The sequence below is a fragment of the Clostridium sp. genome, from assembly GCF_050717635.1.
Taxonomy (GTDB): Bacteria; Bacillota; Clostridia; order Clostridiales; family Clostridiaceae; genus Clostridium_AD.
On record NZ_JBOITO010000042.1, the window covers coordinates 41,058 to 67,304 of the forward strand.

Consider the following 26,247-nt stretch of genomic DNA (forward strand, 5'->3'; position numbering starts at 1 on the left):
TTAATAAACAGGAGGCTAGTATGTTTGATAAAAATTACAAAATAACAGATAAAAGAGATTGGAATGGAAGAACTGACAGTAAAAATAATTATGATGCTTTTAGATGGCATCAATGGGTAAAGATAATAGATTTAAAGAGGGAAGATTTAACTACATACACTGGAAAATTGGGTTTTGCTTTTATTGGCTTTTGTTGTGATGAAGGGGTAAGACGTAACGGTGGAAGAACTGGAGCAGTAAAGGGACCACAAAGTATAAGAAAAGCATTATCTAATCTTCCTTGTGATTTTTTACAAGAAGTAAAACTTTTCGATGCAGGAGATATATTGTGTGAAGACTGTTCTCTTGAGGAAAGCCAAGCTGCTCTAGCTAAAGCAGTCAAAAGAATCTTAAGTTTAAATCTTTTCCCTATCGTTTTGGGCGGTGGACACGAAGTTGCTTTTGGAAATTATATGGGTGTTTTAGATCACTTGTTACAAAAAAGCCAAAAGCCTAATATTGGCATAATAAATTTTGATGCTCATTTTGATTTACGACCTTATACAAAAATAGCCAGTTCGGGAACAATGTTCAGACAAATAGCAGATGTTTGCATAGATAAAAATCTTCAGTATTCTTATATGTGCATTGGAGTTCAAAAACATAGCAATACCATAGATCTTTTCAAAACAGCGGATAGACTTGGAGTTAAATACTTGATTGCAAAGGATATTATAGATAGTGATAGTTGGAAACTCACGGGAGAAATAGATAATTTCTTAACATCCAAGGATTATATCTATGTAACTATATGCTCTGATGTATTTTCTACAGCTTTTGCACCAGGGGTAAGTTCATCACAGCCACTTGGTTTGGATCCTGAAAGTGTATTAAAGTGTATTAAATATATTTTAAGGTCAAATAAAGTAGTAAGTTTTGATATAGCTGAAGTTTCACCAAGGTTTGACCAAGATGATGTTACTGCAAATTTAGCAGCTGTACTAATTTTTTCTGTAATCAATACACTTTGTGAAATAAATAGTTTATCTGTTTAGAGGGGTGGGTATGTTTGTACAAGATCAGCACAAAAAATTTAGTTTCAACTTCAGTTTTTATTGCAATTGCAGTAGTTATAAGATCGCTTAGTATAATGATTCCAATCGGTGGCGCAGGAGCAATGAGAATTAGCTTTGATGCTATTTTCTATATTCTTCCTGGAATTATTTATGGACCTATTTATGGTGCACTTGCTGGTGGAATTGTTGATATTATTGCATATATTCTAAGACCTATGGGACCGTACATTCCACTTTTTACTATAACAGCTGTGCTTGCAGGTCTTATTCCAGGATTAATATGGAAATATGTAAAGACTACTAATACTGATAAATTAGGTAAATACTATGTTACATCTTTTGTAATTATAGGATTAATTGGAGCTTTTAATAATATTGCAATATTAATTTTTCCGAAAACATATTTAGGAAAATTAATAATTTCACTTGGAAAGAGTGCTCAGTTTATTAGTATTGGATTTGAGATTATAGCACTACTTGGTTTTGTAATTTTGTTTATTAATAATTGTATTAAAAGAAATAAGAGTGAAAATAAACTATATGATAATTATATTAGAATGTTGTTTGCAATAGGGGGGCCTACATTGGCAATCTCAACTATTAATACTTATTTTCTCATATTGTTTATTCCAGGAATTTCTAGTGTAGGTTTTATGTTTTTGTGGATTCCTAGAATTTCAGAGGCATCTCTAATGATATTAGTTGAGTCGTACATTATATCTATACTTCTAAATGTATATGAATTGGTATTTAGAGTAGATCTTAAATGTTAATATATTAATTGTATAAGATTAACGAATGTTAAATTTTAAAAGGGAGGTGAGATGATTATGAGCGAATGTTTATCACCTAAAGATATTGCAAATAATACCATAGAGGTAGGCATTAAAAAAACAAGAATGCCTATAACAGCATCATTTGTTTTAAGTATTTTAGCAGGGGTATTTATTGCATTTGCCTCAGAAGGATCTAATATGGCAGCTTTTAATTTATTTGCAAAACCTGAAACTTATGGTTTAGGGAAAGTTCTTGCTGGTTCAATCTTTGGAACGGGATTAATGTTGGTTGTTATTGCAGGGGGTGAATTATTTACAGGAAATACATTGATTATTATCAGTGTTTTAAAAGGTAAAGTTAAAGTGAGTACAATGCTCAAAAACTGGTCAATTGTGTATTTAGGAAATTTTATTGGTTCTGTATTTATTGCTTATATGATGGTAGAATCGGGTCTTTTTAATAGTGGTGCAAATGTTTTAGGTGGGGTCACTATTAAAATTGCAGCTTATAAAGTTGGATTATCCTTTATGTCTGCATTATATTTAGGAATCATGTGTAACTGGCTTGTGTGTTTAGCGGTATGGATGTCCTATGGAGCAAAAAATATGATAGGAAAATTGTTTGCTATGTTTTTTCCAATATGGCTGTTTATAACATCAGGATTCGAACATAGTATAGCAAATATGTACTATATTCCTGCGGGAATAATGGCAAAATCAAATCCAGGGTGGGTAGCTGAGTCTCATTTATCAACAGAAATATTAGCTCAATTAAACTGGGGAACTTTTGTTGTGAAAAATTTAATTCCTGTAACCATTGGCAATATAATTGGAGGAGCCGTATTCGTAGGAATGGCATACTGGTTTACTTACTTAAAAGAAACTGACAAAGTAAATATTCAGTTTCGTAAATCAGCATAAAAGACAATAACATGTAGAGAATAAGCTCTACATGTTATTGTCTTTTATTAAGCTTTTTAGCAAGGTTATTTCATAATTATCATTTGATGCAGTTAAAAATTCAATACTTTTTTCATAGTAATATTGAAAGCTTTTATCCAAGTATGTATTAAAAATTTTATCTAACTTATTATTATTTTTCATTTCACTTTTAATTTGAGTTTTTACCATATATACTATTCCAATTTCATGAGGGTTTTTTAGTAACTTTGAATGTAAATCTGATTTTTTTAAATACTTTAAGGCACTTTCATAATTTTTTTCACTGATTATTATTTTAGACATAAAGGCTTCCACAATAGATTTTTCCCACTTTAAATCAAATTGTTTATATATATCCATAGCATTTTGGAAGTATATTTTTGCATCTGGATAGTTGCCCATATTAAAACATGTTTCACCTGCATTTATATTGAAAATAGAAAGGCTGGTAAATATCTTTTTTTCTTTGCATATGTTTATTGCTTTAGTAAAAAAACCTAAAGCTTCTTCAAATTTTATGTTTTGTCTTCTTATATCTCCTATGTAGTTATAAGCGGCAGCTATACTTAGTGCATATTTATCAGCTACACTTTTAGTTACACTAAAGATATTTATAGACTCATTAAATAGATTTTCTGATTCATCATATTTTCCTTGCATTTTTTTATATAATGCTTTAAATCTTAAAAATATTCCTATTTCCATATTATAATTACAAGTCGTCGCTTTATCTAAACCTAAATTAACATATTTAACCATATTATCAATATTATTAGTCTGAATACAATAGTATATCATCTGTTTATACCCATCTAGAGAGTAATCTGAATCCTGAATTGCATTGGCTTTTTTTATCATTTCTTCTATAAACTCCACACCTTTTTCGTAATCGCCTTCTCTTATAAGATATCGTCCTTTAATGTGTAAAAACTCGATTTCGAGTTTTAAGACATCGTTACAATTACCATAATTATTTTGTACTTTTGTTAGTAGTGTTTCTATTTTTTTTATACTTTTAATGGTTTTAGTGTTACTAAAATACAAATCATCATAAGATTTAATGTTTTTATAATATAGAACTGGGTAAAGTTCATGACTAAAATTTAAATATACATTTAAACTTTTTATACTATATTTTAACGCTTTTAAATAATTATCTGCATTTGAAAAATGATAAACAAGTTTATTATAAGTACTTATATCATTCTTATTATTTAAAAGTTTTTTTTCTATAATATAGCCTATCTTGTCATGAAGAATTTTTTTTCTTGCCAAAGATTGATTATTATAAATAAATTCTCTTAACTTTTGGTGGGTAAACATAAAGGTAATTATATGATTGTTGTTAAGTTCTATTAATATAAATTTATTTTTAAGTTCCTCTATTGCATCAATTATATTAAGTTCATCTTCCCCAGTGATTTCATGTAAGATGTATAAAGGTATTTCGTCAAAAAATAAAGATGAGATTCTTAAAATGTTTTTACATTTTTCAGATACATCTAAAAACCTACTTTTCATTATATCGTGCATTTTAGAAGACATAAGATTTATATTACTATTAAATTTTATAGTATTGATATATTCTGTTAAAAAGAATGGGTTGCCTTCAGTTTCATTGTAAATTTTATTTAATATCTGTTTAGTAAAATTACCTTTTGGAAGACCAATTTTAATGAAATTTTCTGTTTCATCATTATTAAATCTTTTTAAATCTATTCTTATAATTTTATTATGTTTATTTGCTGATAGTAGAAATTCATCTATTTTAATATTGTATTCATTTCTATATGTCATGAAACACAAAATATTTGGATTATTATGTAAAATCATATTGCTTAAAAATGTTAAGCTACCATAATCACTCCACTGGATATCTTCAAAAACAAGTATTATTTTCTTTTTGTGTGATATTTTAAAAAGTATATCATTAATTATATTTCCTACCAGTTCATATTTTAAAGTATAGTTTCTATCTGATATTTTAATACTTTGTTCATTATTATCCGGTTCATTAACCTCTGAAAAACAATTTTCTATAATGCTTTCCCATAAAAGTGGAATTTCTATGTTTTCTTTTTTCATAATTTCAGAGAGTTTAGATACTATAACAGTCCATGGCTTTAAAATGCAATCTTTTTCAAATTGATAACAATAAGTTTCTAAAACATAAACTGTATTCTTATCTACTATGTCTATAAACTTATCTTTGAGCTTAGTTTTACCTATACCAGCTTCGCCGACTAAAAGCACTGCTTTAGAACAGTTATCGTTTACAAAATCATTATAATTATTTTGTAGTTTTCTCATTTCATTATATCTTCCAAAGAAAAATTCAATAGCTTTTTTAGTAACTTCTTTAGTTCTCATGATATCTATTATTTCATTAATTATATTTAATATTTTATCATCAAGAGAAACAGATAATTCATCTTTAAATAATTTTTTAACATTATTGTATGTTTCAATTGCCATGTTATATTTACCTTGATGTTTATAACTTTGTAGTAAATATATATAAGCATTTTCATTGAATTCATCTGTTTTTATTAATAGTTTTGAATATTTTTCAACTATATCATAATTATTATTTTGTAATTCCACTTCTATTTTTTTATTCAATCTATTAATATATATACATTCTAGATTTTCACGTATTTCTAATAACCATACCTCAAAATTTTCTGCATTTTTAGGACAAAATCCTTGTAGAAATTCCCCCTTGAAAATCTCTATTTCATTTTCATCACTCATAAACTGATATACGTCTGCTTCTATTTCTATATCTGAATTAATCATAATCACTGATTTTTTAGGAGATATTAATATGGGGATATTAAAGCATTTATTTATTTTATAGATAGCATTTCTTAAATTCTTTTTAGCATTTCCTTCTTCTTGATTAGCCCAAAAAAGTTCCGATATATGTTCCCTGTTATCTTGTTTATTTATAAGTAAATAACAAAAAAGGCCTTGAGCTTTACTATAAGGTAAAAATACTTCTTTTTTATTGACAGTTGCACGAAAATTACCAAACATTTCACAATGTATATAATTCACCAAATCACTCCCTTGTAACACCATAAACATTCTTATATAAATTATACTACATTATAAATTATACTACACTATAAATAAAATGCAAAAATTGTTTCATATTAATCTTTCATGTACAATTTCCAAGAAAATATAGGTTTATTTGACGTTTTGATGTTTATGATAAGTTATAATAAGAATAAAGAAGGGAAGTGACAAAAATAAAGTTGCATTTTATTAAAGTAAATCCAGTAGAAAATATGACAATTTTTGTTTTAGATCCTGTACCGAGACAATTTCATATCAATATTGCTAATAAAATTATGGAGTATGGAAACATTTATGCTGAACAGGTTGGATTTATAGAAAAACCTTGTACAGAAGAAGGAAAAAGTAAAAATTGCATCAAACTTCAGATGATGGGAGGTGAGTTTTGTGGAAATGCTGCAAGATCATTAGCTGCGGTTTTGGCTTACAATGAGTATCCTTGTGTTGAAATGAAAAATAATAGATTTATTGTTCCACTAGAAGTATCAGGATTTAATGGAGTAATAAACTGTGAAGTAGAACATCTGAAAGGTACTGAATATAATTCTAAAATTATTATGCCTTTAGTTAAAGAAACTAAAGATTTTTATGTTAATTACAATGCAACCGTTTACAAGTGTGCAATGGTAGAGTTTCCAGGAATAATTCATTTAATAGTAGACAGCAATGGAATACTCGATAAAGAAGATTTTTTTTATAACGTTAAAAATAAATTAGAGCATACAAAATTTGATGCCATAGGAATTATGTTTTACGATTATGAAAAGGATTTCATGCAACCTTTAGTATATGTTAAGGGAACTGATAGTTTATTTTGGGAAAGAAGTTGTGCATCAGGTACCTGTGCTTTAGCGGTAGCATTAACGCTAAAACAAGAAAAAAGCATAGATATTTTAGTTGTGCAACCAGGCGGAGAGCTTCAAGTAGCCACTGAATGGTATAATGGCTGTATAAAAAGAATTCTCTTAAATGGTAAGGTGGAAATTGTTGCTGAAGGTAAAGTTTATCTATAATAATTAACCAAAAGGGGGAAAAATATGTTATTATTTAATGCAGTTGTTGTTTCGGTTATTGTAATGATAGTTTTATGTCTTTTTAAGTTAAATGTAATGTTGTCTATATTAATTGCAGCTATGACTGCGGGCTTAGTTTCAGGTACGTCCTTGGGTGAGACTATGGGGATACTCATTTCAGGAATGGGTGGAAATGCTGAAACTGCATTAAGTTACGTATTACTTGGTGCTTTAGCAGTAGCAGTAAACAAAACTGGACTAGCAGGAATTTTAGCTAAAAAAATATCTAAGATTGTAGGACAAAAGAAATATGTGTTTTTAATGTTATTAGCTTTTATAACTTGTTTTTCTCAAAATCTTATTCCAGTACATATAGCATTTATTCCAATTCTAATACCACCATTAATTGGGTTAATGAATAAACTTAAAATAGATAGAAGAGCAGTTGCTTGTACACTTACCTTTGGATTAAAGACTCCATATGTTGTTTTACCGGTAGGATTTGGTCTTATATTTCATGGTATTATAAAAGCTGAGATGGCGAGAAATGGAGTACAAGTTGCACTAAGTGATGTTTTTAAAGTTATGTGGTTTCCAGGTATTGGAATGGTTATTGGTATGCTTGTAGCTGTATTCTTTACTTATAGAAAACCAAGAGAATATAAAGATGTTCAAATAGATGGAATTGAAGAAATTAGAGATGAAGATATTAAGATGACAAGAAAGCATTGGTGTGCTTTAATTGGAGCGATATCTGCATTTGTAATTCAAGTTCTTACAGGATCTCTTCCTCTTGGCGCATTGGGAGCATTAGTTATAATATTTGCTACAGGAGCAATTAAGTTTGATCAAGTTGATGAACTTATGAATGGTGGAATAAAAATAATGGGATTAATAGCTTTTGTAATGCTTGTTGCAGCAGGTTATGGTGATGTTCTAAGAGAAACTGGAGCAGTCGAAACTTTAGTTTCAGCCGTTGCGGTTATGGTTGGTGGAAGTAAATTAGCAGGTTCAATATTAATGTTACTTGTTGGTTTGTTAGTAACAGTAGGTATAGGAAGTTCATTTGGTACTATTCCTATAATAGCTGCAATTTACTGTCCACTTGCAACGAAACTTGGATTTACTCCACTGGGAATTATAATTCTAATAGGTGTTGCTGCAGCACTTGGGGATGCAGGTTCACCAGCATCAGATAGTACACTTGGACCAACATCAGGATTAAGTGTAGATGGCCAACACAACCACATATGGGATACATGCGTGCCAACATTCCTACATTTTAATATACCATTAATAATATTTGGGGTTATAGGTTCGCTAATATTTTAATCTAAATAACCATAGTTTTTTACTTTAAATAAATTACTAATAAATTTTTAGGAGGAATAAAAATGAGAGAAATAGTTTTAACAGGAAATGATTTAACTTTAGATGATATGGTAGCTATAGCTAGAGAGGGTTGCACGGTTTCTATAAAAGAAGGTGCTATAGCAAGAGTTATAAAATCAAGAGCGATAATTGATGATATAGTTCAAAATGAAAGGGCAGTTTATGGTGTAACTACAGGCTTTGGTGAATTTTGTAATGTGAGCATTTCAAAAGAAGATTGTAAAACACTTCAAAGAAATTTAATTTGTTCACATGCTTGTGGATATGGTCCTAAATTCCCAAATGATGTTGTACGCGCTATAATGCTTTTAAGAGCTAATGCACTATCAAAAGGATATTCAGGAATAAAACCAGAAACGCTGCAAACATTAATTGAAATGATTAATAAAGGTGTTTATCCAACAATTCCTGAAAAAGGATCTTTAGGAGCATCAGGAGATTTAGCACCGCTTGCACATATGGTTTTACCTATGATTGGTGAAGGTGAAGCAGAATATAAAGGAGAAATATTACCAGGTAGAGTTGCTATGGAAAAAGCAGGAATTCCTATAATAGAACTTGATGCTAAAGAAGGTTTAGCACTTATAAATGGTACTCAAGTTTTAACTGCAACAGGAGCTTTAGCTACTTATGATGCTATAAGGTTATTAAAAACTAGTGATATAGCAGCAGCTTTAACAATGGAAGCACTAAGGGGAATTACAGATGCTTTTGATCCAAGAATTCATATGGTAAGACCACAGCCAGGACAATTAGCAACAGCAAGAAACATATTAAAATTAGTTGAAGGTAGTACTTATGTAACAAGGCAAGGTGAGGTAAGAGTACAAGATGCTTACTCAATAAGATGTGTACCACAAATTCATGGTGCAAGTAAAGATGCTATAAACTATGTAAAAATTCAAGTTGAAACAGAAATAAATTCAGTTACAGATAACCCTATAGTAACAGAAGAGGGAGACGTAATTTCGGGAGGTAATTTTCACGGAGAGCCTATGGCATTAAGCTTTGATTTCTTAGGAATCGGATCAGCTGAAATTGCTAGTGTATCTGAGCGAAGATTAGAAAGACTTATCAACCCTCAGTTAAATGATTTGCCAGCATTTTTAGCTAAACATGGTGGACTAAACTCAGGATTCATGATTACACAATATGCAGCAGCAGCTTTGGTATCTGAAAATAAAATATTAGCTCATCCTGCATCAGTAGATTCAATACCTTCTTCAGCTAATCAAGAAGACTTAGTTAGTATGGGAACAATAGCAGCAAGAAAGGCTAGAGATATAGTTGATAATGCATCTAGAGTAGTTTCAACAGAAATATTAGCTGCATGTCAAGCTATAGATTTTAGAAAAGGATCTGGATTCAAACTTGGGAAAGCAACTCAAGAAGCTTACAATTTAGTTAGAAAAACTGTAGACTTTAATGAATATGATGTAATTATGTATAAAAATTTAGATAAAGTAACTGAACTTGTTAAAAGTGGAAAAATATTAGAATCAGTAGAAAAAGTAGTAGAAATAGAATATTAATATAATCAATAGTAGAAAAAAATATTTTATTTGAATATAAGAGGCTATCTAAAAGTAATTTTAGATAGCCTCTTATATTAATTGTTTTTTTTACTACTTGTTTATTTGATGTGGTATAATAATAGTAAATAATTGGGGATTATTGATTAATATTGAGCGATTATAAGGGGTGGAATTATAGAAATGTTCTTAATAAAAGGAGTTATTATAGGTATGTTTGTTTCATTTCCTGTTGGGCCTCTCGGGCTTTTATCTATACAAAGATCTATAAATAAGGGGTGGAAAATAGGTTTTTTTTCAGCAGTTGGTACAATTACAGCAGATTTAGTTTATTCTTCGCTTGCAATTTTAGGAATAAGCTTTATTAATAATTTTGTGAATATCCACAGATATCTCATTAATGGTGTAACTGGAGTTTTATTTTTAATAGTTGGAATTAATATTCTTAGTAGTGGAATAGAAAGAAAAAAATTAAAGGAAGATAATGAAGCGGACAAAATACATCCATTTTTCAAACATTTTCTAATGGGGTTATCAAATCCTATGACATTTTTAATTTTCTTTGCTATATTTACTAAAATAGGTATATATGTAGATCATGGGACGACGTTACAGCATATGACATTTGTCATATCGATATTTTTAGGATCTTCTATTATATGGTTAATAACTACAAATTTAATAGAAAAATATAAAAAAACATATAAATTTGAGTGTTTTGACTTTATAGATAAAATAATTGGTTCGGTTATTATTATATTTGGTATTTTTAGTATCCTAAAAGGAATACTAAGATTCTAGTGGGGCCACCTAATCTTTTAAAGGTGCTACCTACGTGCAAGTGGCAAGTTCATATAAATTAATAAAAAAATCGACTTGTCTATTTAAGATAAGCCGATAAATTATTTTTATTTATGTACTTATAATTAGTTAACAATGGAACGATATATTTAAGCAGCTTTTTTTGACTCTGATTTTGACTTTGACTTTGCTAAGAGCTCGGTAGCGTATCCCATAGGACATACTTGACACCAGCTTCTAGGTTTAAATATGATTCCCATTATAACTCCTAGTGTTAGGGAAGCTGTCATAAATCGAAATAGGGCAAAACTTATTCTATATATATTTGGTCCTGCATGATACATAGAAAAACTAAATAACATTATCATTATAGTCAATAATACTTTTTTGCCGTGTTTTCTAATTGGCACAGGAAGAGCATTATTGAAACTGATTTCTTTTAAAAATTTTTGTAATATAGAGCCTCTAGGACAATAATGTGAACAGTGAATTTTACCTTTTCCACGTATAGCATGGTACATTGGCATAGTCATGCATATAATTCCTAGTAATCCAAATCTAATATCCAATATTGAAAGTAAAATAAATGAAACCATTATAATCCATGACCAACTTTGATGTGATTTTTTTCTTGTCATAAATACCTCCCGCGTGTATAGTTAATTCTAGTTTATTATACGTGTAGGGGGTATATACGTCAATGGTAGATTAAGACATTATTTATTTATCAGCATCTAAAATAGAATGTTTTTAGTGGTTTAAATAATATAAGAGCACAAAAGAAGGGAATTTAACACATGAGAATTATAGAAGTAAAGGGAAATACATTTTGCATTAATACAGGTATGACGTACATACCTTTTTATAAAATTAATAATGAAGAAATTATTATGCTAGACTCAGGATGGGCACAAGGAGAGAAAAAAGGAATAGACGAACTCTTAGAACAAAACAACTTTAAAGTAGTTGCTATAATATGTACTCATGCTCATGTAGATCACGTAGGGAATAATGCATATTTAAAAGGTAAATATAATTGTATTATCGCCATGCCAGCTTATGAAGCGCTTATTTGCAGTTCTACAGTGAATCTTAAAATGTATTACAATAACCAAACATTATCTGATGTTTCTGAGCATTTTGGACATATGGTATGCGTTACAGATATTATGATTTTGAATAACCAAGATAGTATAAATGTGCGAGGCGTTAAATTTAATATTATTCATACACCAGGACACAGTCCTGCACATATATGTATTACTACTCCTGATGATGTTGCTTATTTAGCAGATGCCCTCATAAGCTATGAAGTCATGAGAGGAGCTAAAATGCCCTATGCTTATATACTTAGTGAGGATTTGAAAAGTAAATCAAAGCTATATGATTTAAAATATAGTAAATATATAGTGGCACACAAAGGTATGTATGATGATATTACAAAGCTTATAACGGATAATATAGATTTCTATAAGGATAGAGCAACTCAAATAGCTACCGTCATAGAAGGTGCTATGACAATGGAAGATATCCTTAAGGCGGTTATTAAAAATTTTAATATTAATGTGAAAAACAGATATAGATATACAATGATAGAAAGAATGTTAAAGTCTTATGTTGAATATTTAAATGAAACAGGGATTCTAGTTTTAAATATGGATAAGGGATTTCTTAAATATTCAAAAGGATTATCAGAGGATTAGTATCTACTATTAAAATTACTATATTAAATCGTTTACAAACCCTTTTCCCCTAACTTCAGAAGCATCGACTGTAATCATAAAAGCATTATCGTCGATTTCTTTAACAATTAATTTTAATTCGGGAATCTGATGGAGTGCTATCGTACAAAATAATATTTTTTCATTTTTACCAGTATATGCACCTTGACCATATAAAAAAGTAACCCCTCTATGCATTTTATACAAGATTCCATCGCAAATTTCTTTCTCCTTTTGAGTAATAATAAGAACTAATTTTTGTTTGCTTATTCCATTTATTATTCTGTCAGTAACTTCTGCCGTTATAAACATAGCGGCAACAGTATATAAAGCACTGGTTATTCCAAAAAAGAAAGTAGCGATACAAACAATTGAAATATTAATGAAAAAGGATATTCGTCCTATTTTAAAATTATCATGTTTTACTTTTATAAGTGCAGAAATAATATTTACGCCTCCCGCGGAACCGTGATTGCTAAATAGTGTTCCTATGCCAATTCCATTTAAAACCCCACCGTATAAACATAATATAAGTGTATCATCTGTGGTAATAAGTGATTTTAACGGAGCGGTTAAAATTAAGAATAGTGAAAATGAGATTATACCTATAAATGTAAGGATAGTAAACCGGATATTAAGGTATTTATAGCTTAAAATTAATAATGGAATATTTAATAAGAGTACAGTGTATCCAGCAGGAAATTTAAATAAATATTGAATGATTAAAGATATACCAGTAGCACCACCACTTAAAAGCTGTGCATTGGAAATAAATAAATTAATTCCAAGAGCAGATATCAAACTTCCTAGCATTATAAATAAAATATTCTTAATGATACTTTTGTTTATATAGTTGTGCATTTTGTTACCCCTTTCGAATGAAAATCTTTTTTAAAGACTGTTATGGTGGTTAGTTGGTATCTATTAAAGGAAAATCAATTATATTGTTATTCTATTTATATTGTGCCACAATAGTACCATATTGGGAAGCAATATTAATGGTGCCACTCACGTGGCAAGTGGCAAGTTAAAATAAATTTCGGATTTATCCCTATCTTCATATGAAGATAGGGTATTTTGTTTTTTGAAAATATTTATATGATTTAATTAAAACTAAATGGGGTTATAGACCGTCTAATTAGTATAAGCATAAAAAAAAAATTGTTATTAAGTAAATTTATTATAATTATCTACAATTAGAGAGTGTTTAATTACAAAATTATATTAGAAATGGAGGATTTGAAATTGGATACTATGAGAATGATAAAATTGGCTCAAAAGGGAGATGATGACGCTTTTTATGAACTCCTAAGTCAACGAAAAAGTCAGCTTTATAAAACTGCCTTTGCTTATGTTAAAAACAAAGAAGAGGCTATGGATATTGTCAGTGAGACAGTTTATAAGGCTTATATATCGATTAAAAAGCTAAAAGAGCCAAGTTTATTTAATACATGGTTAACTAGGATACTTATTAATACATCGCTGGACTCTATAAATAAAAATAGTAAACTTGTATCCTTTGAGGAAAATGTAAAATCTGATACTTTGATAACTACAGCGAATGATGAAGGAATAATTGATATTAAGGTTGCAGTTGACAGGTTACAAGGAAAATATAAAACAATCGTAATATTAAAGTATTTTCATGATTTGACTTTGGTGGAAATAGCAAAGACACTGCAATGTCCACTTGGAACTGTTAAAACGATGCTTTATAAAGCACTTGGGGAACTTAGACTAGATTTAAAGGAGGAGTTATTATGAAAAGTGATAAAATGAATGAGCTGAAAAAAGAATATGATAATACAGAGGTTCCAAAAGAGTTGGATTTAGCTATAGAAAACGGTATAAAAAAAGGGCGAGATTATAAGAGGAAACGTGCGGTGAAACCACTTACAATAATAGCAGCAGGTATTGTTTTAGCATTTGGGGTTAATTCAATGGCAAACCGCCTTATTACTAGTGATGCGCCACTTATTGCAGTAAAATCTAGTATAGCACTACCAACTGTGGGGTCATCTGAAAATCTTCAGAAATTGCTAAAGACTTACATTGATCAAAATGATGGCAGGATATATGGTTTTGCTAGAGATGAATCATTACCTATGATGAAAGAGAGTGCAAAAGCTGAATCAAGCAGTATAGATAGTGGCAGAGCAGGAGTTTCAGCCAATAAAGATGCACGCGCCAATGCTGCTACAGACCATTCAGGAACAAATCTTCAGGTTGAAGGGGTAGACGAGGAAGATTTGGTGAAAACAGATGGAGAATATATATTTAAGGTTAATTCTCAAAAAATTATAAATATTATAAAAACAGATGCAGATTCCAATATGGAGGACGTAAACAATATTACCTTTGATGATAATTATAATGTAAATGGCATTTTCTTAAGGGAAAATATATTGGTAGTCGTTGGCAATAGCTATCAAAATATAGGTATACAGAATAGTGACCAAAATAGGAAATCAATTATGAGGCCATCGTCTCAGGTTACAAAGGTTATAAGTTATAATGTATCTAATAAAAAAAATATTAAAAAAGTAAGAGACATTGAAATAGACGGGTTTTACAACTCAGCTAGAATGATTGGGTCAAGAGTGTATATTATTACAAATAAAAATCTGAATAATATAGGTAATGTTAAGCAAGATGCAAATATAGGTAAGGTTTATTATAAAGATAGTGCGGTTGGTACTGGCAAGAACCTTATTGATTTTAATAAAATAAATTACCTACCTGATTCAGTTGAGCCAAATTATATAATGGTGGCAGCTTTCAATGTTTACGATAATAAAGAAAAAGTGAATGTTAGCACAATTCTAGGCTCGGGAAATAGTATATACTCCTCGGATAAGAATTTGTATATAGCAGGTAACAAGTGGACTCAGAATAAAAAAAATAATGGAACCATAAGTACTATACTTTATAAATTTGCTTATGAGGATACAGGTGTGAAATTTGTAGCTAAAGGTGAAGTGCCAGGTACTATCACGAACCAGTTTTCTATGGATGAAAAAGACGATTACTTTAGAATTGCTACAACTGAATACAATTATTCTAATGTATGGCCAATGGCTTTAGAAGAATCTACAACATCAAGTGTTTCTCCTGATAAACAAAACAGTAGTGTTCAACCAGAAAATCAAATTAGTAATAATCTTTATGTAATGGATAAAGAGATGAAAGTAGTAGGTAAGCTTAAAGGACTTGCTAATGGAGAACAAATCTATTCCGTTAGATTTATTGGCGATAGGGCATATATAGTTACCTTTATGCTTATGGATCCACTATTTGTAATAGATTTAAAGAATCCAATTAGTCCAAAGGTTTTGGGTGAATTAAAGATACCAGGATTCAGCAATTACTTGCATCCTTATGACGAGACGCATTTAATAGGCTTTGGAATGGATACTAATGTGATTAATGAGGGTGGTGAGGATAGAGCGCAAACTAAGGGCATAAAAATCGCAATCTTTGATGTAAGTAATGTAGCTAAACCAGTTCAGCAGTTTATGACAACAATAGGTGGTGCAGGTACTTATTCAGAGGTGTTAAACAACCATAAGGCACTGCTTTTCTCTAAGGGGAAAAATCTACTAGCACTTCCTGTTTATGAAAATGACTATAATAGTAAAACTAATACTTCACAAGAGGGATATCAAGGAGCTTATATCTATAATATTGATTTAGTAAATGGTATAAAGCTAAAAGGAAGAATAACACACAATGGTGAAGTAAAGAACTCAATGTTTGATGGTCAGTATTTTGTAGAGAGAATTATATATATAAAGGATACTTTATATACATTATCAAATGGTTTAATAAAAGCCAATGACCTAAATACACTGAAGGAAAAATCGAAGCTAAAGTTAAAGACTTTTGATTATTCGAAAGTTTATCCCACAGATGGAGGAGTTAGGTATATAGCGCCTATGTTAGATTAACAAATTGTAAGTGTTTTAGGTATTTTAATTATCCAAGAAATAACCGTACATTTTTAATTTATGCACGGTTATTTGATATTGAAAAAGTTATATTGTTTATTAATTCAATAGATAAAAAAGTAATAATGTTTAACGGGTCAAAAGGATGGGAGTTTAATATTCAAACAAAAGGGAAAAACGAACACACTATTTTACTTGCTTACCTGCTCACATAAGACTTGAATATTTTAACTATATCCTCCAAGTTATTATTATATTTTAAAATATGCTGGAGTAATTCTTCATATTTAGGCTCCTTGTATCTATGTGAAATTCTATTTCTGATAAGCCTGGATTTTTCAAGAAATGTATAGGTATCTTCTTTTATAACTCCACTTTCTTTCAATATTACTAGACTCTCATGTAGTGTTATTCCTATTCTATACTTTTTTATTTCTTTAAGAACAATAGAGCAAAAGTCTTCTAATATGGTATGGAAGCTAACAAATAATTGTCTTAAACTTGATTTGGATAATTTAATGATTAGTGCATCATCTTTTCTACTCTCTAATACATCTAAGCATTCATTTATATCAGCAATACATTCTTGCATGTCTTCTATTATTTTTACTAATCTTTCTTGGTTCATAATAAGACGTCCCCCTTTCTGAAATGAATAAAGTTCTCATTTTCTCTATATATTTTATCAGTTTCATCATATAAGTTTTCTAAAGATTTACATTTATCTTTAGTATAGACTACCTTACCAGTATTCAAAATACTTATCTTAACGAATAAATCTAGGGCTTCGCTTCTCAAATCTAAAATATCTATTTCCCTATTTAAAAGATTTTCTAATAATAACTCTAAGTCTAATATATTTTCTAATTCAATTTCTTTATCAGCTAGAAGGGCTAAGTCAACATCTGATTCTTGATTGAAGTCATCATTAGTTATACTTCCAAACATTACTAAAGTTGTAATATTATTTTTATTTATAAAATCAGTTACTTCTTTAGAGTTTAAATTTTCTATTATTTTATCTTTACCATATAATTTACTCATTTATAATCACCCACTTTACATTAATTATAAATCAAGTGCCACCCACGTGGCAAGTGGCAAGTTTAAAATATAAAAAGTAGAATTAAAGACCTCTAAACTTGTGGTCTATATATTTCTTGCTTTTTTTATTCCCAGCTATTCTGGTTATGTCATTTTGCTTTTTCTCAATCATTATACTTTCCTTCTGTAGAGTTAAATAACTTTTAAGTCTCTTTTCATCAATAATGCCATCTTCAAGAGCTTTTTTTATGGCACAATCTGGTTCTTTTTTATGCATACAATCTGAGAATCTACACTTAGATGCTAATGCTTCTATATCCTCAAAGGCTTCGCTTATACCCTCAGTGCCACCCCATAGCTGCAATTCTCTCATTCCTGGGGTATCTATCATAATAGCACCATTATCTAAAATAAACATTTCTCTAGAGGTTGAAGTGTGTCTTCCTCTATCATCATCCGCGCGAACTTCCTTTGTTTCTTGAACCGTTTCTCCGGCTAGGTAATTGAGTAAGGTGGATTTTCCAACACCTGAAGAACCAAGTAATGCAATTGTTATGCCAGGCTTCAAATACTGACTTAAATCATCCATACCCCTATTATCAATTGCACTTACTATATGAATTGGTACGCCAACGGCTACTTTTTCTGTTTCTCTTAGTTTTTCGTCTAAATCTACACATAAATCAGCCTTACTAAGCAAAATAACTGGACTTGCGCCACTCTCTAAGGCTATAATCAAATATCTCTCTATTCTTCTTACATTAAAATCTTTATTTAAGGAATTAACAAGAAAAATTGTATCTATATTTGAAGCAACAATTTGTTCTTTAGTATTAGTTCCTGCAACCTTTCTTGAAAACTTGCTTTTTCTAGGAAGAACTTTATGAATAGTAGCTCTCATTTCTGAAGGTCTAAGACTTACTACCACAAAGTCTCCTACTGAAGGAAATTCCTCTCCATCCATTGTCTCATGTCTTAGTTTACCTGATATCTCTGAAAGCATCTCTCCGTGCTCTGTATAAAGTTTATAAATATGCTTATGCTCTGCGAAAACTCTTGCTACGCTATAACCATCTTCTATAAGAGTGTCAAATTCCTCCTTATAAAATTCTTCCCATCCTAATTGTTTTAAACTATAAATAAAAATCCTCTCCTATGCATTTAATTTTAATTTCTCATTATTCATATTAAAAATAATCTTTCTAATGCTATCCTCTGATAGATTATAAATTTCTGTAAGTGTTATAATTTTGGTTCCGGCTTTATAAGATTTGTATATCGCTAAATTCCGCTTACGTAGAAGCTTTCGAGTACCATTATTTTCACCCCAAGCACTGCGAACATTATCCTCTTTTGGAATATATAATATTTCTCCTTGAATATACTTTTGCAGTTCCTTTAAAAGTGCCGATGGCAGTATATCTTTTCCGTTTTTGTAACACAATATAAAATTCCTCCTCTTTATTTTCAATGTAATTCAATATTGATTTAAAACTTATCATTGAAACCACCTCCTTGTATTTATTAGTAAGATAAACAGTTATTAACTGCCAAACCACTTTATTTTTCCATATAAAAATCCCGTGGATATAAAAACCATCCACGGGAATATTAAAAAAGGCAATAAAAAATACACGATAACTTCGTGCATTCTGCCAAACTTTAAATTCTATTTAACGTTTCAGATGACGGTTATTAATTAAATTTCGAAAGCACAGAAAATAAAGGGTCAATAAGCCCCATTTCATATTTTATAGGTATATTATAAAAACTTTACTATAAAATTTTATACTGCTTTCGAACAATATTTAGTTATAGGTTAAGCACCTCAAAAGCTACGATTAAATTTATCATATAAAAACATCTCCTTCATCTGAATTATTTTTAATTAAATTAACTATTCACACAACATAATTTTATTACAAAAGTATATTTATGTCAACTGTTGGTGCCACCCCAATAAAAATTGGGAAACCACCTGGCAAGTGGTAAGTTGATATATAAAGGAGACATAATGCCTCCCTTATATTTACTGGTAAACTTTTAACCTTTTATTAGGTCAAAAGCCACCTCCTAGTTATGATCAATATTACCATCTCCTTTCACAAAGATTACCGGTTAAATATATTATTACATAACATGAGATGGAATCTCAAGATAAAGAATTATTATAATTGTTTTTTAGTATAAGTAGAATATCATTTAATTTGAGATACTAATATTAAGCATCTTTGTCTTAGACGTTTAAATTTTAAAATTCACGGAGGAGGAAATTATCATGAACAAAAGTGTTAATGGAGGAAAATTTGTTAATATGGCAAGAGTAGGTAACTATACCAAAAATGCAGTAGAAAATTTTGAAGAAAATATTGTGGGTCAAAAGGATTATCTAGAGAAGGTTAAGGATGATGAGACATCTAAGACACCTAAAAAATAGAATTGTCATAGTATAAAAGAAGCTCACGCCTAAGGGCGTGAGCTTTTCAGTTGAACTTCCATCTATAATGGGCATGGATAGGGGCTGTAAACCAAGAAAGTTTCATAGTAGAAGCATGAGGTTTTGTATTATGAATAACGTAGGGAATCCCATTTTTATCTCTCTTATTAGAAATAATACCAACATGTTCATATCCCTTTGTAAATACCACAATATCACCAGGTTGCCATTCTATTAAATTTTCAGCATTTCTAGATTTAATTTCAGTGGTTAAACTAAGGCAGTGTCTACTAAAATATACATCTTGATTAGGCACACGCCTAAAATCAATGTTAGGGTCTGGCGTGCCTTGCACTCTCAAATAGAGTTTAGTATTACTACTTATATCTTTATCAATAAGATTTTTTAAATTTATGTTAGCAGCTTTAAAACCTCTCCAAATCACATCAGTGCACACCCCTTCACTATCTGGAGGAAACCCGCCGCTATAATAGTTACTTTCATATTTTGTTTTATTAAGTACTTCATTATACGCACCGTTCACTACATCTAATGTATCGGCGATCCCGTTTTTGTTGTTATCTATTTTAGAAAACTTTTCAGGTACCACAAATTTTGGTTTAAAAATATTTATAACATACTCATTTATAATAGCTTTATAAGGTATATATTTATATGCAAAAGTTAATATTAAAAATATAATTATCAAAATTAAAATATGTTTTTTCTTCATTTTATCACCATCCCAGTTATTTTATAATTATACCATTTATATTTACATAATAATACAACATAATGATCGATGTAGCCTTTTAGTATAATAAAACATCTAGGTTTACTGTAAATTATTCTTGATAAATTTATAAAGCATTGATATTATTAATGGATTAGGTTATTAGATAACTTCGTCAAAAATCAATATCAAAAGGAGTTTAAATTTATGAATGAATTACTTAAAGCAATCCAGCATAATAACGGTGAATTTCCGGAAGAACAATTAAAGGAAATAATAAATCGTAAGGAAGAGTTTATCCCTGAATTACTACATATATTAAAAAATGCTATGGAACATTATGAAGATATTATAGAAGACCGTGATTATTTTGCACATATTTATGCGTGTTTCTTGTTGGCACAGTTTAAAGAAGTGAAAAGTATAAGTCTTATTATAGATTTAGTTAGTTTGCCAGATGAAATTCCAGATGATATGTTTGGTGATCTTCTTACGGAAGAATTACACAAAATCCTTGCATCAGTTTGCGGTGGAGACACCCAATCAATAAAAAGATTAGTTGAAGATAGTAGTGTTAATGAATATGTTAGATGTGCTGCTATTAAATCCTTTATTGTTCTTTTGGGAGAGGGCGTTATCTCTCAAAGTGAAGTTGTAGAATACTATAAAAGTTTATATGAAGGAAAACTTGAACGAAAATTTTCGCAGGCTTGGAATGAACTTGTGTGTAGTTCGTGTGAAGCTGGGCCTAATGAATTATATGAGTATATAAAAAAGGCCTATGAAGATAATTTGGTAGAGGATGATTTTATAGAATTTGAAGAAGTGAATGAGGCTATTAAAATCCATGATAGCGAAAAGTTTCCGAATCTTAAAAATGAAGGATATGCATTTATTGAGGACACTATAGCTGAGCTTGGGTGCTGGGTGTGTTTTAGAAAAGATACTGCTAAGGATAAGCCTCAACATATTATGCAAAGTAGTAAATCTAACAAAGGTAAAAAGAAAAATAAAAAGAAGCAAGTAAAAGCTACTAAAAAGAAACAAAGAAAATAATAGAAATATTTTGAAAATTGGTACAAGAGTAAAAATAATTACCACTATTACTATTATTAATGTTTCGGGCGAAATTTTATTTGCAGCAAAACTTAACGACAAATTAAATTCACCTAGTGAAGATAACCAGGAGGTTATAGGAAAGAATTTTTTTGATGTTTATGAAAAACTCACTAATGAAAGCAGTACCACTTATAAATCTATGGAAATGGGAGTGCCAATATATATTGAGAATCAAACACTTAAAATCAAAGGAAAAAAAGATATAAAGATAACTTCTTTATCTATTCCTATTAAATCTGGGAATAGAATAGTAGGAGCTATTGATTTATCCTCTTCTGAAATAGGAAACAAAGACGGTACAAACATAATTAAAATAGATAGCGAAATGTTTAAAAATGCTAATGTAAAAAAACTTCATGGTAATAAAACATTTGCAACTTATTCTGTTGATAATATTATATCTAACAATAAAAAAATGCTTGACCTTAAAGAGCATATAGAAATAGCTGCAAACTGTGACGTTCCTATTATGATATATGGAGAAACAGGTACCGGAAAGGAACTTTTTGCACAAGCTATACACAATTCAAGCAAAAGAAAAAATGCTCCCTTTATTGCTCAAAATTGTGCTGCTATACCAGACAATTTGTTGGAAAGTATTTTGTTTGGAACTGCAAAAGGGGCATTTACAGGTGCAATTGATAATATAGGATTATTAGAACTTGCAGATGGCGGAACACTTTTTTTAGATGAAATAAACTCTATGCCAATTCATCTTCAACCGAAACTGCTTAGAGTTTTGCAAGACGGAACATTCAGAAGCGTAGGTTCAAAAGAAGTTAAGAAAATTAATATTAAGATAATATCAACGCTCAATATTGAACCAATGGAAGCAATTAAGTTAGGGCAATTAAGAAGAGATATTTATTATAGGTTAAGCGTTATGATTTTAAAAATTCCACCATTAAGGGAACGATCGGACGATATACCGCTTCTCGTAAATTATAATATTAGTAGATATAATGAAGTTTTTAATAAAAATATAAAGTATGTTTCTAAAAAGCTTTGCTCAAAGCTTATGTCATATGATTGGCCAGGAAACATAAGAGAACTAGAACATGTAATAATCTATGGATTAAGTACTGTTAACAAGAACAAGCAGCAATTAGAATTTTTGGATATAGAGGAAAAATTTAAAGAACTTATAGAAATGAACCATAGTGATAAAAAACCTCAAATAATTTCGCTTAGAGAAAACATGGAGAATCATGAAAAATCTTTGATAGAAAAAGCTCTTTTATCAAGTGATTGCAATGTTACAATGGCTTCGAAGCTACTTAACGTGCCAAGACAAACATTACAAAGAAAAGTTAATTATTATAAATTGAAATGAATTTTATATAATATAATTAGATATTAAAGTATGATTTAATATAATAATATAAAAGGCCCATAAATGAGCATGTAAATGTTTACTTATGAGCTTTTTGTATAACTTTATAAGTTGAATTAGTATAAATCCTAATACCTTCCCCCAATAATTTTTTTGGCATAAATATTGCTTAAGATAATAATAAGTAAAATTAATTATCTTAGGAGGTAATGGAATGATATTTGGAGTACTGAAAGATGTTAAAATTGGTGAGTTTAGAGTAATAGCAACTCCTGTAGAAGTAGCTTCTATTAAACGTGATGGTCATATTGTTCTTGTCGAAAAAGATGCTGGGTTAAATGCTGGCTTTAGTAACCAGGAATATGTGAATGAAGGTGCTGAAATAGTAGAAACACTTCAAGAAATGTATGGTAGATGTGATTTAATAGCAAAAGTTAAAGAAATCCAAAAGGAAGAGTATCATTTACTAAGAAAAGATTTAATAATATATACCTGCATACATCCAGCGGCACATGAAGAAGAAGTCCAGGCTATTATTGACAGTAAATGCATTGCATTTACTGCGGAAGATTCCCACAGATACGGTTCGGTTAATTGCGAGGCAGCAGGGAAGCAAGGCGCTTTAATGGGATTATACTCAATGCTTACTATTAATGGAGGAAAGGGCAAATTTGTAAGTGGTTTAGCAGGAGCCCCTGGAATCAAAGTGCTTATTCTTGGAGGATGAATAGTTGGGAAGTCTGCATTACAAGTTCTCCAGTCATTAGGAGCATGGTGTACTTTAATGGATGTTAACATGGCGACATTGAGAGAAATTGGAAAACTATATAATGAAAAGGTTAATACACAATTTTCGACTAAAGAAAATATTAAAAAATTACTTCCTGAAATTGATATGGTAATAAATTGTGTGAAGTGGCCCAAAGGAAATGCAGATTACTTGATTGATCGTGGCATGCTTAATCTAATGGGAAAAGGATCTGTAATTGTAGACATAAGTAATGATGACAAAGGTGCTATTGAATCTTTTCATGAAACTACACATGAAAACCCTACATATATAGAAAGTGGAATAGTTCACTACTGTGTAGGTAATATTCCCGGTTGTATTGCTAACTCAGTATCCGTAGCATATGCTGCTTCTGTATTGCCTCATATTCGATCAATTCTTAACTTAGGTATAAAAAAAGCTTGTATAAAAGACGGTTATTTAAGACGAAGCTTAGTTGTGTACAAGGGGTACGTTACTCATGAAGAAACAAGTGCCATCCAAAATAGGCCTTGGGTAAGACCTGAAGAAATATTAAATATATTAGACGAGAAACTAGATCCTGCGCCACCAGCTACGATGACAAGATCAGAAAATTCTTTAAAAATCTAATTATTATTATTTTGATGAGGGGGTATTAAAATGGAAGTAGGTCAAAGTTTAGGTATTATATCATTATTACCAGCAACGATTGCAATTATATTAGCTTTCAAAACAAAAAATGCTATATTCTCGTTAGCGGTAGCTTGTCTTGTAGGAGTATTAGTTATGGGGGAAGGTCTTCTTGGATTTCCAACTCTATTAAAAGTATCTTTAGGTACTACTAGTTTTTCTTGGATATTACTATTAGAGTTATTTATTGGTATATTAATCGCATTTTTTCAAAGGACCGGTGCTATTCAAGGTTTTACTAAAATTATGGATGATAAAAAACTTAGTAGAGTAGGCATACAACTAGTTGCGTGGGTTATGGGTATGTTTGTATTTTTTAGTGATTATTTTAGTCCATTGTTTGTAGGTTCTACTATGAGAGGACTTTCTGATAAAGCAAAGATATCCCGCGAGAAATTAGCTTACATTGCAGATTCTACATCTGCACCAGTTAGTGTTATGGTTCCAATTACTGGTTGGGCAGTATTTATTTCAGGGTTACTTGTTGGGATGGGACCTATCAAGGATGGTTCTGAAGCAATGATGGTATTTACAAAAGCAATTCCATATAACTTTTATGCCATATTGGCTGTTGCTTTTGTAGGGCTAACAGCTATGAAAATCATTCCAGAGTTTGGACCTATGAAAAAAGCGGAAGACAGAGCGATAAACGAAGGAAAAGTGTTTGCTGATGATGCAGAACCATTACTAGGTGAAGAATTAACTGACACACCTGTCTACGAGGGGTTTAAGGTTAATGTGTTGTTAACATTTATCCTTCCAGTCTTAATAGTAATTTCTATTGCAGTAGGAACGTTTATTGTGCTTAAATCTGCTAAAACTATGGAGGCCTTTTTAGCAGCAGCTATTGTATTGGGTATTATTATGAGAATTAAAGGGATGCCATTTAATGAAATCATGAAAACTGCTATGGCAGGGATGAAAGGCGTAATGCCTGCTATAATCATATTGGCACTTTCATATTCAATCAATAACTTAAGTAAGAACATGGGTACAGCTAATTATATTATTTCATTAACTGAAAGTTGGTTAGTTCCAAGTTTGTTACCTGTATTAACGTTTGTTTTAGCAGCAATTATTGCGTTCTCTACAGGGACATCATGGGGGACTTTTGCCATAGTTATGCCTTTATCAGTACCGCTTGCTTTTATATTTACAGGTAATGTGGTTACTCCATTAGTACTAGCTACTATTGCAGCAGTTGCAGGCGGAGGAGTATTTGGAGATCACTGTTCTCCGCTTTCAGATACTACTGTTTTGGCATCTACTGGTGCTGCTTCTGATCATATGGATCATGTTAAAACACAACTACCTTATGCATTGACGGTTGCAGTGGCTGCTACGGTACTATATTTAATCATTGGTTTAATTTTTGGTTAATGAATTGAGAAAGATGTTAAATTATTGTGCTTTTTAGATTAAAAGTAAAGTTTATCCCATATTCACTGAAATGATTTACTCTTTATTACGATATTTAGCCTAGCGTGTCTAAGTGCGATATATTGAAATATTTAAACCTATAGTTAGGAATAAGAGCATAATTTAGTTAGAACACTTGTTTATCTAAATTATGCTCTTATTTATGTGATAAAATACTTCTTGTCGTCGCAAAGCGGTGTCAAAGTAAATTAAATGTTGATTATTATTCAATTAGTATTTAAATGAAAATAAATTTTAGAAACTTGTTGACAGATAAAGAAACATCTAGTATTATAGTAGAAGTCGTCAGCAATTGACGAATGCAAACAATCAAATTGGTCTTTGAAAATTAAACAGAGAAATAGGTAAAGAATAGCAAAATAATATTTTGCTAAACCAGTCAATTACTTTAGTAAAAAGAAGTAAATTTTTAGTCGTAAGACTAAATAGTATGTAAT

Annotated in this window: 24 protein-coding genes; 16 read left to right on the forward strand and 8 right to left on the reverse strand. The window is 30.2% G+C overall.

Annotation, left to right across the window (positions count from 1 at the left end):
- Positions 1–20: 20 nt before the first annotated feature.
- Genes hutG through ACREWB_RS21675 form a run of 3 tightly spaced genes read left to right on the forward strand, consistent with a single transcriptional unit; the run spans position 21 to position 2,752 of the window.
- Positions 21–1,034, forward strand: coding sequence for a formimidoylglutamase (gene hutG, locus ACREWB_RS21665; RefSeq protein WP_431549556.1), 1,014 nt, complete (start codon positions 21–23; stop codon positions 1,032–1,034).
- A gap of 14 nt (positions 1,035–1,048) precedes the next feature.
- Entirely contained in the window at positions 1,049–1,828 is a 780-nt protein-coding gene (locus tag ACREWB_RS21670; RefSeq protein ID WP_431549557.1) for a folate family ECF transporter S component, read from the forward strand.
- A 57-nt stretch (positions 1,829–1,885) separates the two neighbouring features.
- Positions 1,886–2,752, forward strand: coding sequence for a formate/nitrite transporter family protein (locus ACREWB_RS21675; RefSeq protein WP_431549558.1), 867 nt, complete (start codon positions 1,886–1,888; stop codon positions 2,750–2,752).
- A gap of 27 nt (positions 2,753–2,779) precedes the next feature.
- Here the strand turns inward: ACREWB_RS21675 and ACREWB_RS21680 are convergent, their stop codons facing one another.
- Positions 2,780–5,833: an AfsR/SARP family transcriptional regulator gene (locus ACREWB_RS21680; RefSeq protein WP_431549559.1), complete on the reverse strand. Its 3,054-nt coding sequence runs from the start codon at positions 5,831–5,833 to the stop codon at positions 2,780–2,782.
- A gap of 188 nt (positions 5,834–6,021) precedes the next feature.
- On the opposite strand from ACREWB_RS21680, the gene ACREWB_RS21685 reads away from it, so the two are divergent.
- The 4 genes from ACREWB_RS21685 (at position 6,022) to ACREWB_RS21700 (ending at position 10,595) form a co-directional block, all read left to right on the forward strand.
- Positions 6,022–6,870, forward strand: a complete 849-nt coding sequence (locus ACREWB_RS21685; RefSeq protein ID WP_431549560.1) for a histidine racemase CntK family protein — start codon at positions 6,022–6,024, stop codon at positions 6,868–6,870.
- Positions 6,871–6,894: 24 nt separating this feature from the next.
- Complete coding sequence (locus ACREWB_RS21690) at positions 6,895–8,202, forward strand: Na+/H+ antiporter family protein (RefSeq protein ID WP_431549561.1); 1,308 nt, start codon at positions 6,895–6,897, stop codon at positions 8,200–8,202.
- Positions 8,203–8,264: 62 nt separating this feature from the next.
- Positions 8,265–9,794 (forward strand): histidine ammonia-lyase, encoded by a 1,530-nt coding sequence (gene hutH, locus ACREWB_RS21695; RefSeq protein WP_431549562.1) that lies wholly within the window; start codon positions 8,265–8,267, stop codon positions 9,792–9,794.
- Positions 9,795–9,977: 183 nt separating this feature from the next.
- Entirely contained in the window at positions 9,978–10,595 is a 618-nt protein-coding gene (locus tag ACREWB_RS21700) for a LysE family translocator (protein ID WP_431549563.1), read from the forward strand.
- A 149-nt stretch (positions 10,596–10,744) separates the two neighbouring features.
- Here ACREWB_RS21700 and ACREWB_RS21705 read toward each other — a convergent pair whose 3' ends face one another.
- Positions 10,745–11,233 carry a 4Fe-4S binding protein gene (locus ACREWB_RS21705; protein ID WP_431549564.1) on the reverse strand — a complete coding sequence of 163 codons (489 nt, stop codon included), beginning with the start codon at positions 11,231–11,233 and terminating at the stop codon, positions 10,745–10,747.
- 159 nt (positions 11,234–11,392) lie between these two features.
- On the opposite strand from ACREWB_RS21705, the gene ACREWB_RS21710 reads away from it, so the two are divergent.
- Positions 11,393–12,298 carry an MBL fold metallo-hydrolase gene (locus ACREWB_RS21710; protein WP_431549565.1) on the forward strand — a complete coding sequence of 302 codons (906 nt, stop codon included), beginning with the start codon at positions 11,393–11,395 and terminating at the stop codon, positions 12,296–12,298.
- Positions 12,299–12,316: 18 nt separating this feature from the next.
- Here the strand turns inward: ACREWB_RS21710 and ACREWB_RS21715 are convergent, their stop codons facing one another.
- The gene (locus tag ACREWB_RS21715; RefSeq protein WP_431549566.1) at positions 12,317–13,177 is read right to left on the reverse strand and encodes a YitT family protein; all 861 of its coding nucleotides are present in this window, start codon (positions 13,175–13,177) and stop codon (positions 12,317–12,319) included.
- Positions 13,178–13,570: 393 nt separating this feature from the next.
- Here ACREWB_RS21715 and ACREWB_RS21720 point away from each other — a divergent pair, with 393 nt between their 5' ends.
- Together ACREWB_RS21720 and ACREWB_RS21725 are read left to right on the forward strand one after the other, a co-directional pair.
- Positions 13,571–14,080: a sigma-70 family RNA polymerase sigma factor gene (locus tag ACREWB_RS21720; RefSeq protein WP_431549581.1), complete on the forward strand. Its 510-nt coding sequence runs from the start codon at positions 13,571–13,573 to the stop codon at positions 14,078–14,080.
- Positions 14,077–16,263 carry a beta-propeller domain-containing protein gene (locus ACREWB_RS21725; protein WP_431549567.1) on the forward strand — a complete coding sequence of 729 codons (2,187 nt, stop codon included), beginning with the start codon at positions 14,077–14,079 and terminating at the stop codon, positions 16,261–16,263. The genes ACREWB_RS21720 and ACREWB_RS21725 overlap by 4 nt, the downstream gene beginning before the upstream one ends.
- A 199-nt stretch (positions 16,264–16,462) precedes the next feature.
- Here the strand turns inward: ACREWB_RS21725 and ACREWB_RS21730 are convergent, their stop codons facing one another.
- The 4 genes from ACREWB_RS21730 to ACREWB_RS21745 form a co-directional block, all read right to left on the reverse strand.
- Entirely contained in the window at positions 16,463–16,891 is a 429-nt protein-coding gene (locus ACREWB_RS21730; protein WP_431549568.1) for a HepT-like ribonuclease domain-containing protein, read from the reverse strand.
- Positions 16,888–17,307: a type VII toxin-antitoxin system MntA family adenylyltransferase antitoxin gene (mntA, locus tag ACREWB_RS21735; protein WP_431549569.1), complete on the reverse strand. Its 420-nt coding sequence runs from the start codon at positions 17,305–17,307 to the stop codon at positions 16,888–16,890. The genes ACREWB_RS21730 and mntA overlap by 4 nt, the downstream gene beginning before the upstream one ends.
- 82 nt (positions 17,308–17,389) lie before the next feature.
- On the reverse strand, positions 17,390–18,310 hold the full coding sequence (gene rsgA, locus ACREWB_RS21740) for a ribosome small subunit-dependent GTPase A (RefSeq protein WP_431549570.1): 921 nt from the start codon (positions 18,308–18,310) through the stop codon (positions 17,390–17,392).
- Positions 18,311–18,460: 150 nt separating this feature from the next.
- Entirely contained in the window at positions 18,461–18,751 is a 291-nt protein-coding gene (locus ACREWB_RS21745; RefSeq protein WP_431549571.1) for a CD3324 family protein, read from the reverse strand.
- A gap of 834 nt (positions 18,752–19,585) precedes the next feature.
- Between ACREWB_RS21745 and ACREWB_RS21750 the strand changes: the two genes are divergently transcribed.
- A complete protein-coding gene (locus ACREWB_RS21750) occupies positions 19,586–19,744 on the forward strand; it encodes a hypothetical protein (RefSeq protein ID WP_431549572.1) in 159 nt (52 codons plus the stop codon).
- A gap of 46 nt (positions 19,745–19,790) precedes the next feature.
- Here the strand turns inward: ACREWB_RS21750 and ACREWB_RS21755 are convergent, their stop codons facing one another.
- A complete protein-coding gene (locus ACREWB_RS21755) occupies positions 19,791–20,477 on the reverse strand; it encodes a DUF1287 domain-containing protein (protein ID WP_431549573.1) in 687 nt (228 codons plus the stop codon).
- A 207-nt stretch (positions 20,478–20,684) separates the two neighbouring features.
- Here ACREWB_RS21755 and ACREWB_RS21760 point away from each other — a divergent pair, with 207 nt between their 5' ends.
- The 5 genes from ACREWB_RS21760 (at position 20,685) to ACREWB_RS21780 (ending at position 25,750) form a co-directional block, all read left to right on the forward strand.
- Positions 20,685–21,533, forward strand: coding sequence for a DUF1186 domain-containing protein (locus ACREWB_RS21760; protein WP_431549574.1), 849 nt, complete (start codon positions 20,685–20,687; stop codon positions 21,531–21,533).
- A gap of 10 nt (positions 21,534–21,543) precedes the next feature.
- On the forward strand, positions 21,544–22,929 hold the full coding sequence (locus tag ACREWB_RS21765) for a sigma-54 interaction domain-containing protein (protein ID WP_431549575.1): 1,386 nt from the start codon (positions 21,544–21,546) through the stop codon (positions 22,927–22,929).
- A gap of 214 nt (positions 22,930–23,143) precedes the next feature.
- Positions 23,144–23,656: a hypothetical protein gene (locus tag ACREWB_RS21770; RefSeq protein WP_431549576.1), complete on the forward strand. Its 513-nt coding sequence runs from the start codon at positions 23,144–23,146 to the stop codon at positions 23,654–23,656.
- Entirely contained in the window at positions 23,657–24,310 is a 654-nt protein-coding gene (locus tag ACREWB_RS21775) for a hypothetical protein (RefSeq protein ID WP_431549582.1), read from the forward strand.
- Between the two features lie 30 nt (positions 24,311–24,340).
- Positions 24,341–25,750 carry a Na+/H+ antiporter NhaC family protein gene (locus tag ACREWB_RS21780; RefSeq protein ID WP_431549577.1) on the forward strand — a complete coding sequence of 470 codons (1,410 nt, stop codon included), beginning with the start codon at positions 24,341–24,343 and terminating at the stop codon, positions 25,748–25,750.
- Positions 25,751–26,247 lie beyond the last annotated feature (497 nt).

Bases quoted from the DNA above. Each gene is read 5' to 3' on its own strand.
- hutG (WP_431549556.1), top strand. From the start codon at position 21: ATGTTTGATAAAAATTACAAAATAACAGATAAAAGAGATTGGAATGGA.
- ACREWB_RS21675 (WP_431549558.1), top strand. From the start codon at position 1,886: ATGAGCGAATGTTTATCACCTAAAGATATTGCAAATAATACCATAGAG.
- ACREWB_RS21690 (WP_431549561.1), top strand. From the start codon at position 6,895: ATGTTATTATTTAATGCAGTTGTTGTTTCGGTTATTGTAATGATAGTT.
- hutH (WP_431549562.1), top strand. From the start codon at position 8,265: ATGAGAGAAATAGTTTTAACAGGAAATGATTTAACTTTAGATGATATG.
- ACREWB_RS21700 (WP_431549563.1), top strand. From the start codon at position 9,978: ATGTTCTTAATAAAAGGAGTTATTATAGGTATGTTTGTTTCATTTCCT.
- ACREWB_RS21705 (WP_431549564.1), bottom strand. From the start codon at position 11,233: ATGACAAGAAAAAAATCACATCAAAGTTGGTCATGGATTATAATGGTT.
- ACREWB_RS21710 (WP_431549565.1), top strand. From the start codon at position 11,393: ATGAGAATTATAGAAGTAAAGGGAAATACATTTTGCATTAATACAGGT.
- ACREWB_RS21715 (WP_431549566.1), bottom strand. From the start codon at position 13,177: ATGCACAACTATATAAACAAAAGTATCATTAAGAATATTTTATTTATA.
- ACREWB_RS21720 (WP_431549581.1), top strand. From the start codon at position 13,571: ATGAGAATGATAAAATTGGCTCAAAAGGGAGATGATGACGCTTTTTAT.
- ACREWB_RS21725 (WP_431549567.1), top strand. From the start codon at position 14,077: ATGAAAAGTGATAAAATGAATGAGCTGAAAAAAGAATATGATAATACA.
- ACREWB_RS21730 (WP_431549568.1), bottom strand. From the start codon at position 16,891: ATGAACCAAGAAAGATTAGTAAAAATAATAGAAGACATGCAAGAATGT.
- mntA (WP_431549569.1), bottom strand. From the start codon at position 17,307: ATGAGTAAATTATATGGTAAAGATAAAATAATAGAAAATTTAAACTCT.
- rsgA (WP_431549570.1), bottom strand. From the start codon at position 18,310: ATGCTTTCAGAGATATCAGGTAAACTAAGACATGAGACAATGGATGGA.
- ACREWB_RS21750 (WP_431549572.1), top strand. From the start codon at position 19,586: ATGAACAAAAGTGTTAATGGAGGAAAATTTGTTAATATGGCAAGAGTA.
- ACREWB_RS21755 (WP_431549573.1), bottom strand. From the start codon at position 20,477: ATGAAGAAAAAACATATTTTAATTTTGATAATTATATTTTTAATATTA.
- ACREWB_RS21760 (WP_431549574.1), top strand. From the start codon at position 20,685: ATGAATGAATTACTTAAAGCAATCCAGCATAATAACGGTGAATTTCCG.
- ACREWB_RS21770 (WP_431549576.1), top strand. From the start codon at position 23,144: ATGATATTTGGAGTACTGAAAGATGTTAAAATTGGTGAGTTTAGAGTA.
- ACREWB_RS21780 (WP_431549577.1), top strand. From the start codon at position 24,341: ATGGAAGTAGGTCAAAGTTTAGGTATTATATCATTATTACCAGCAACG.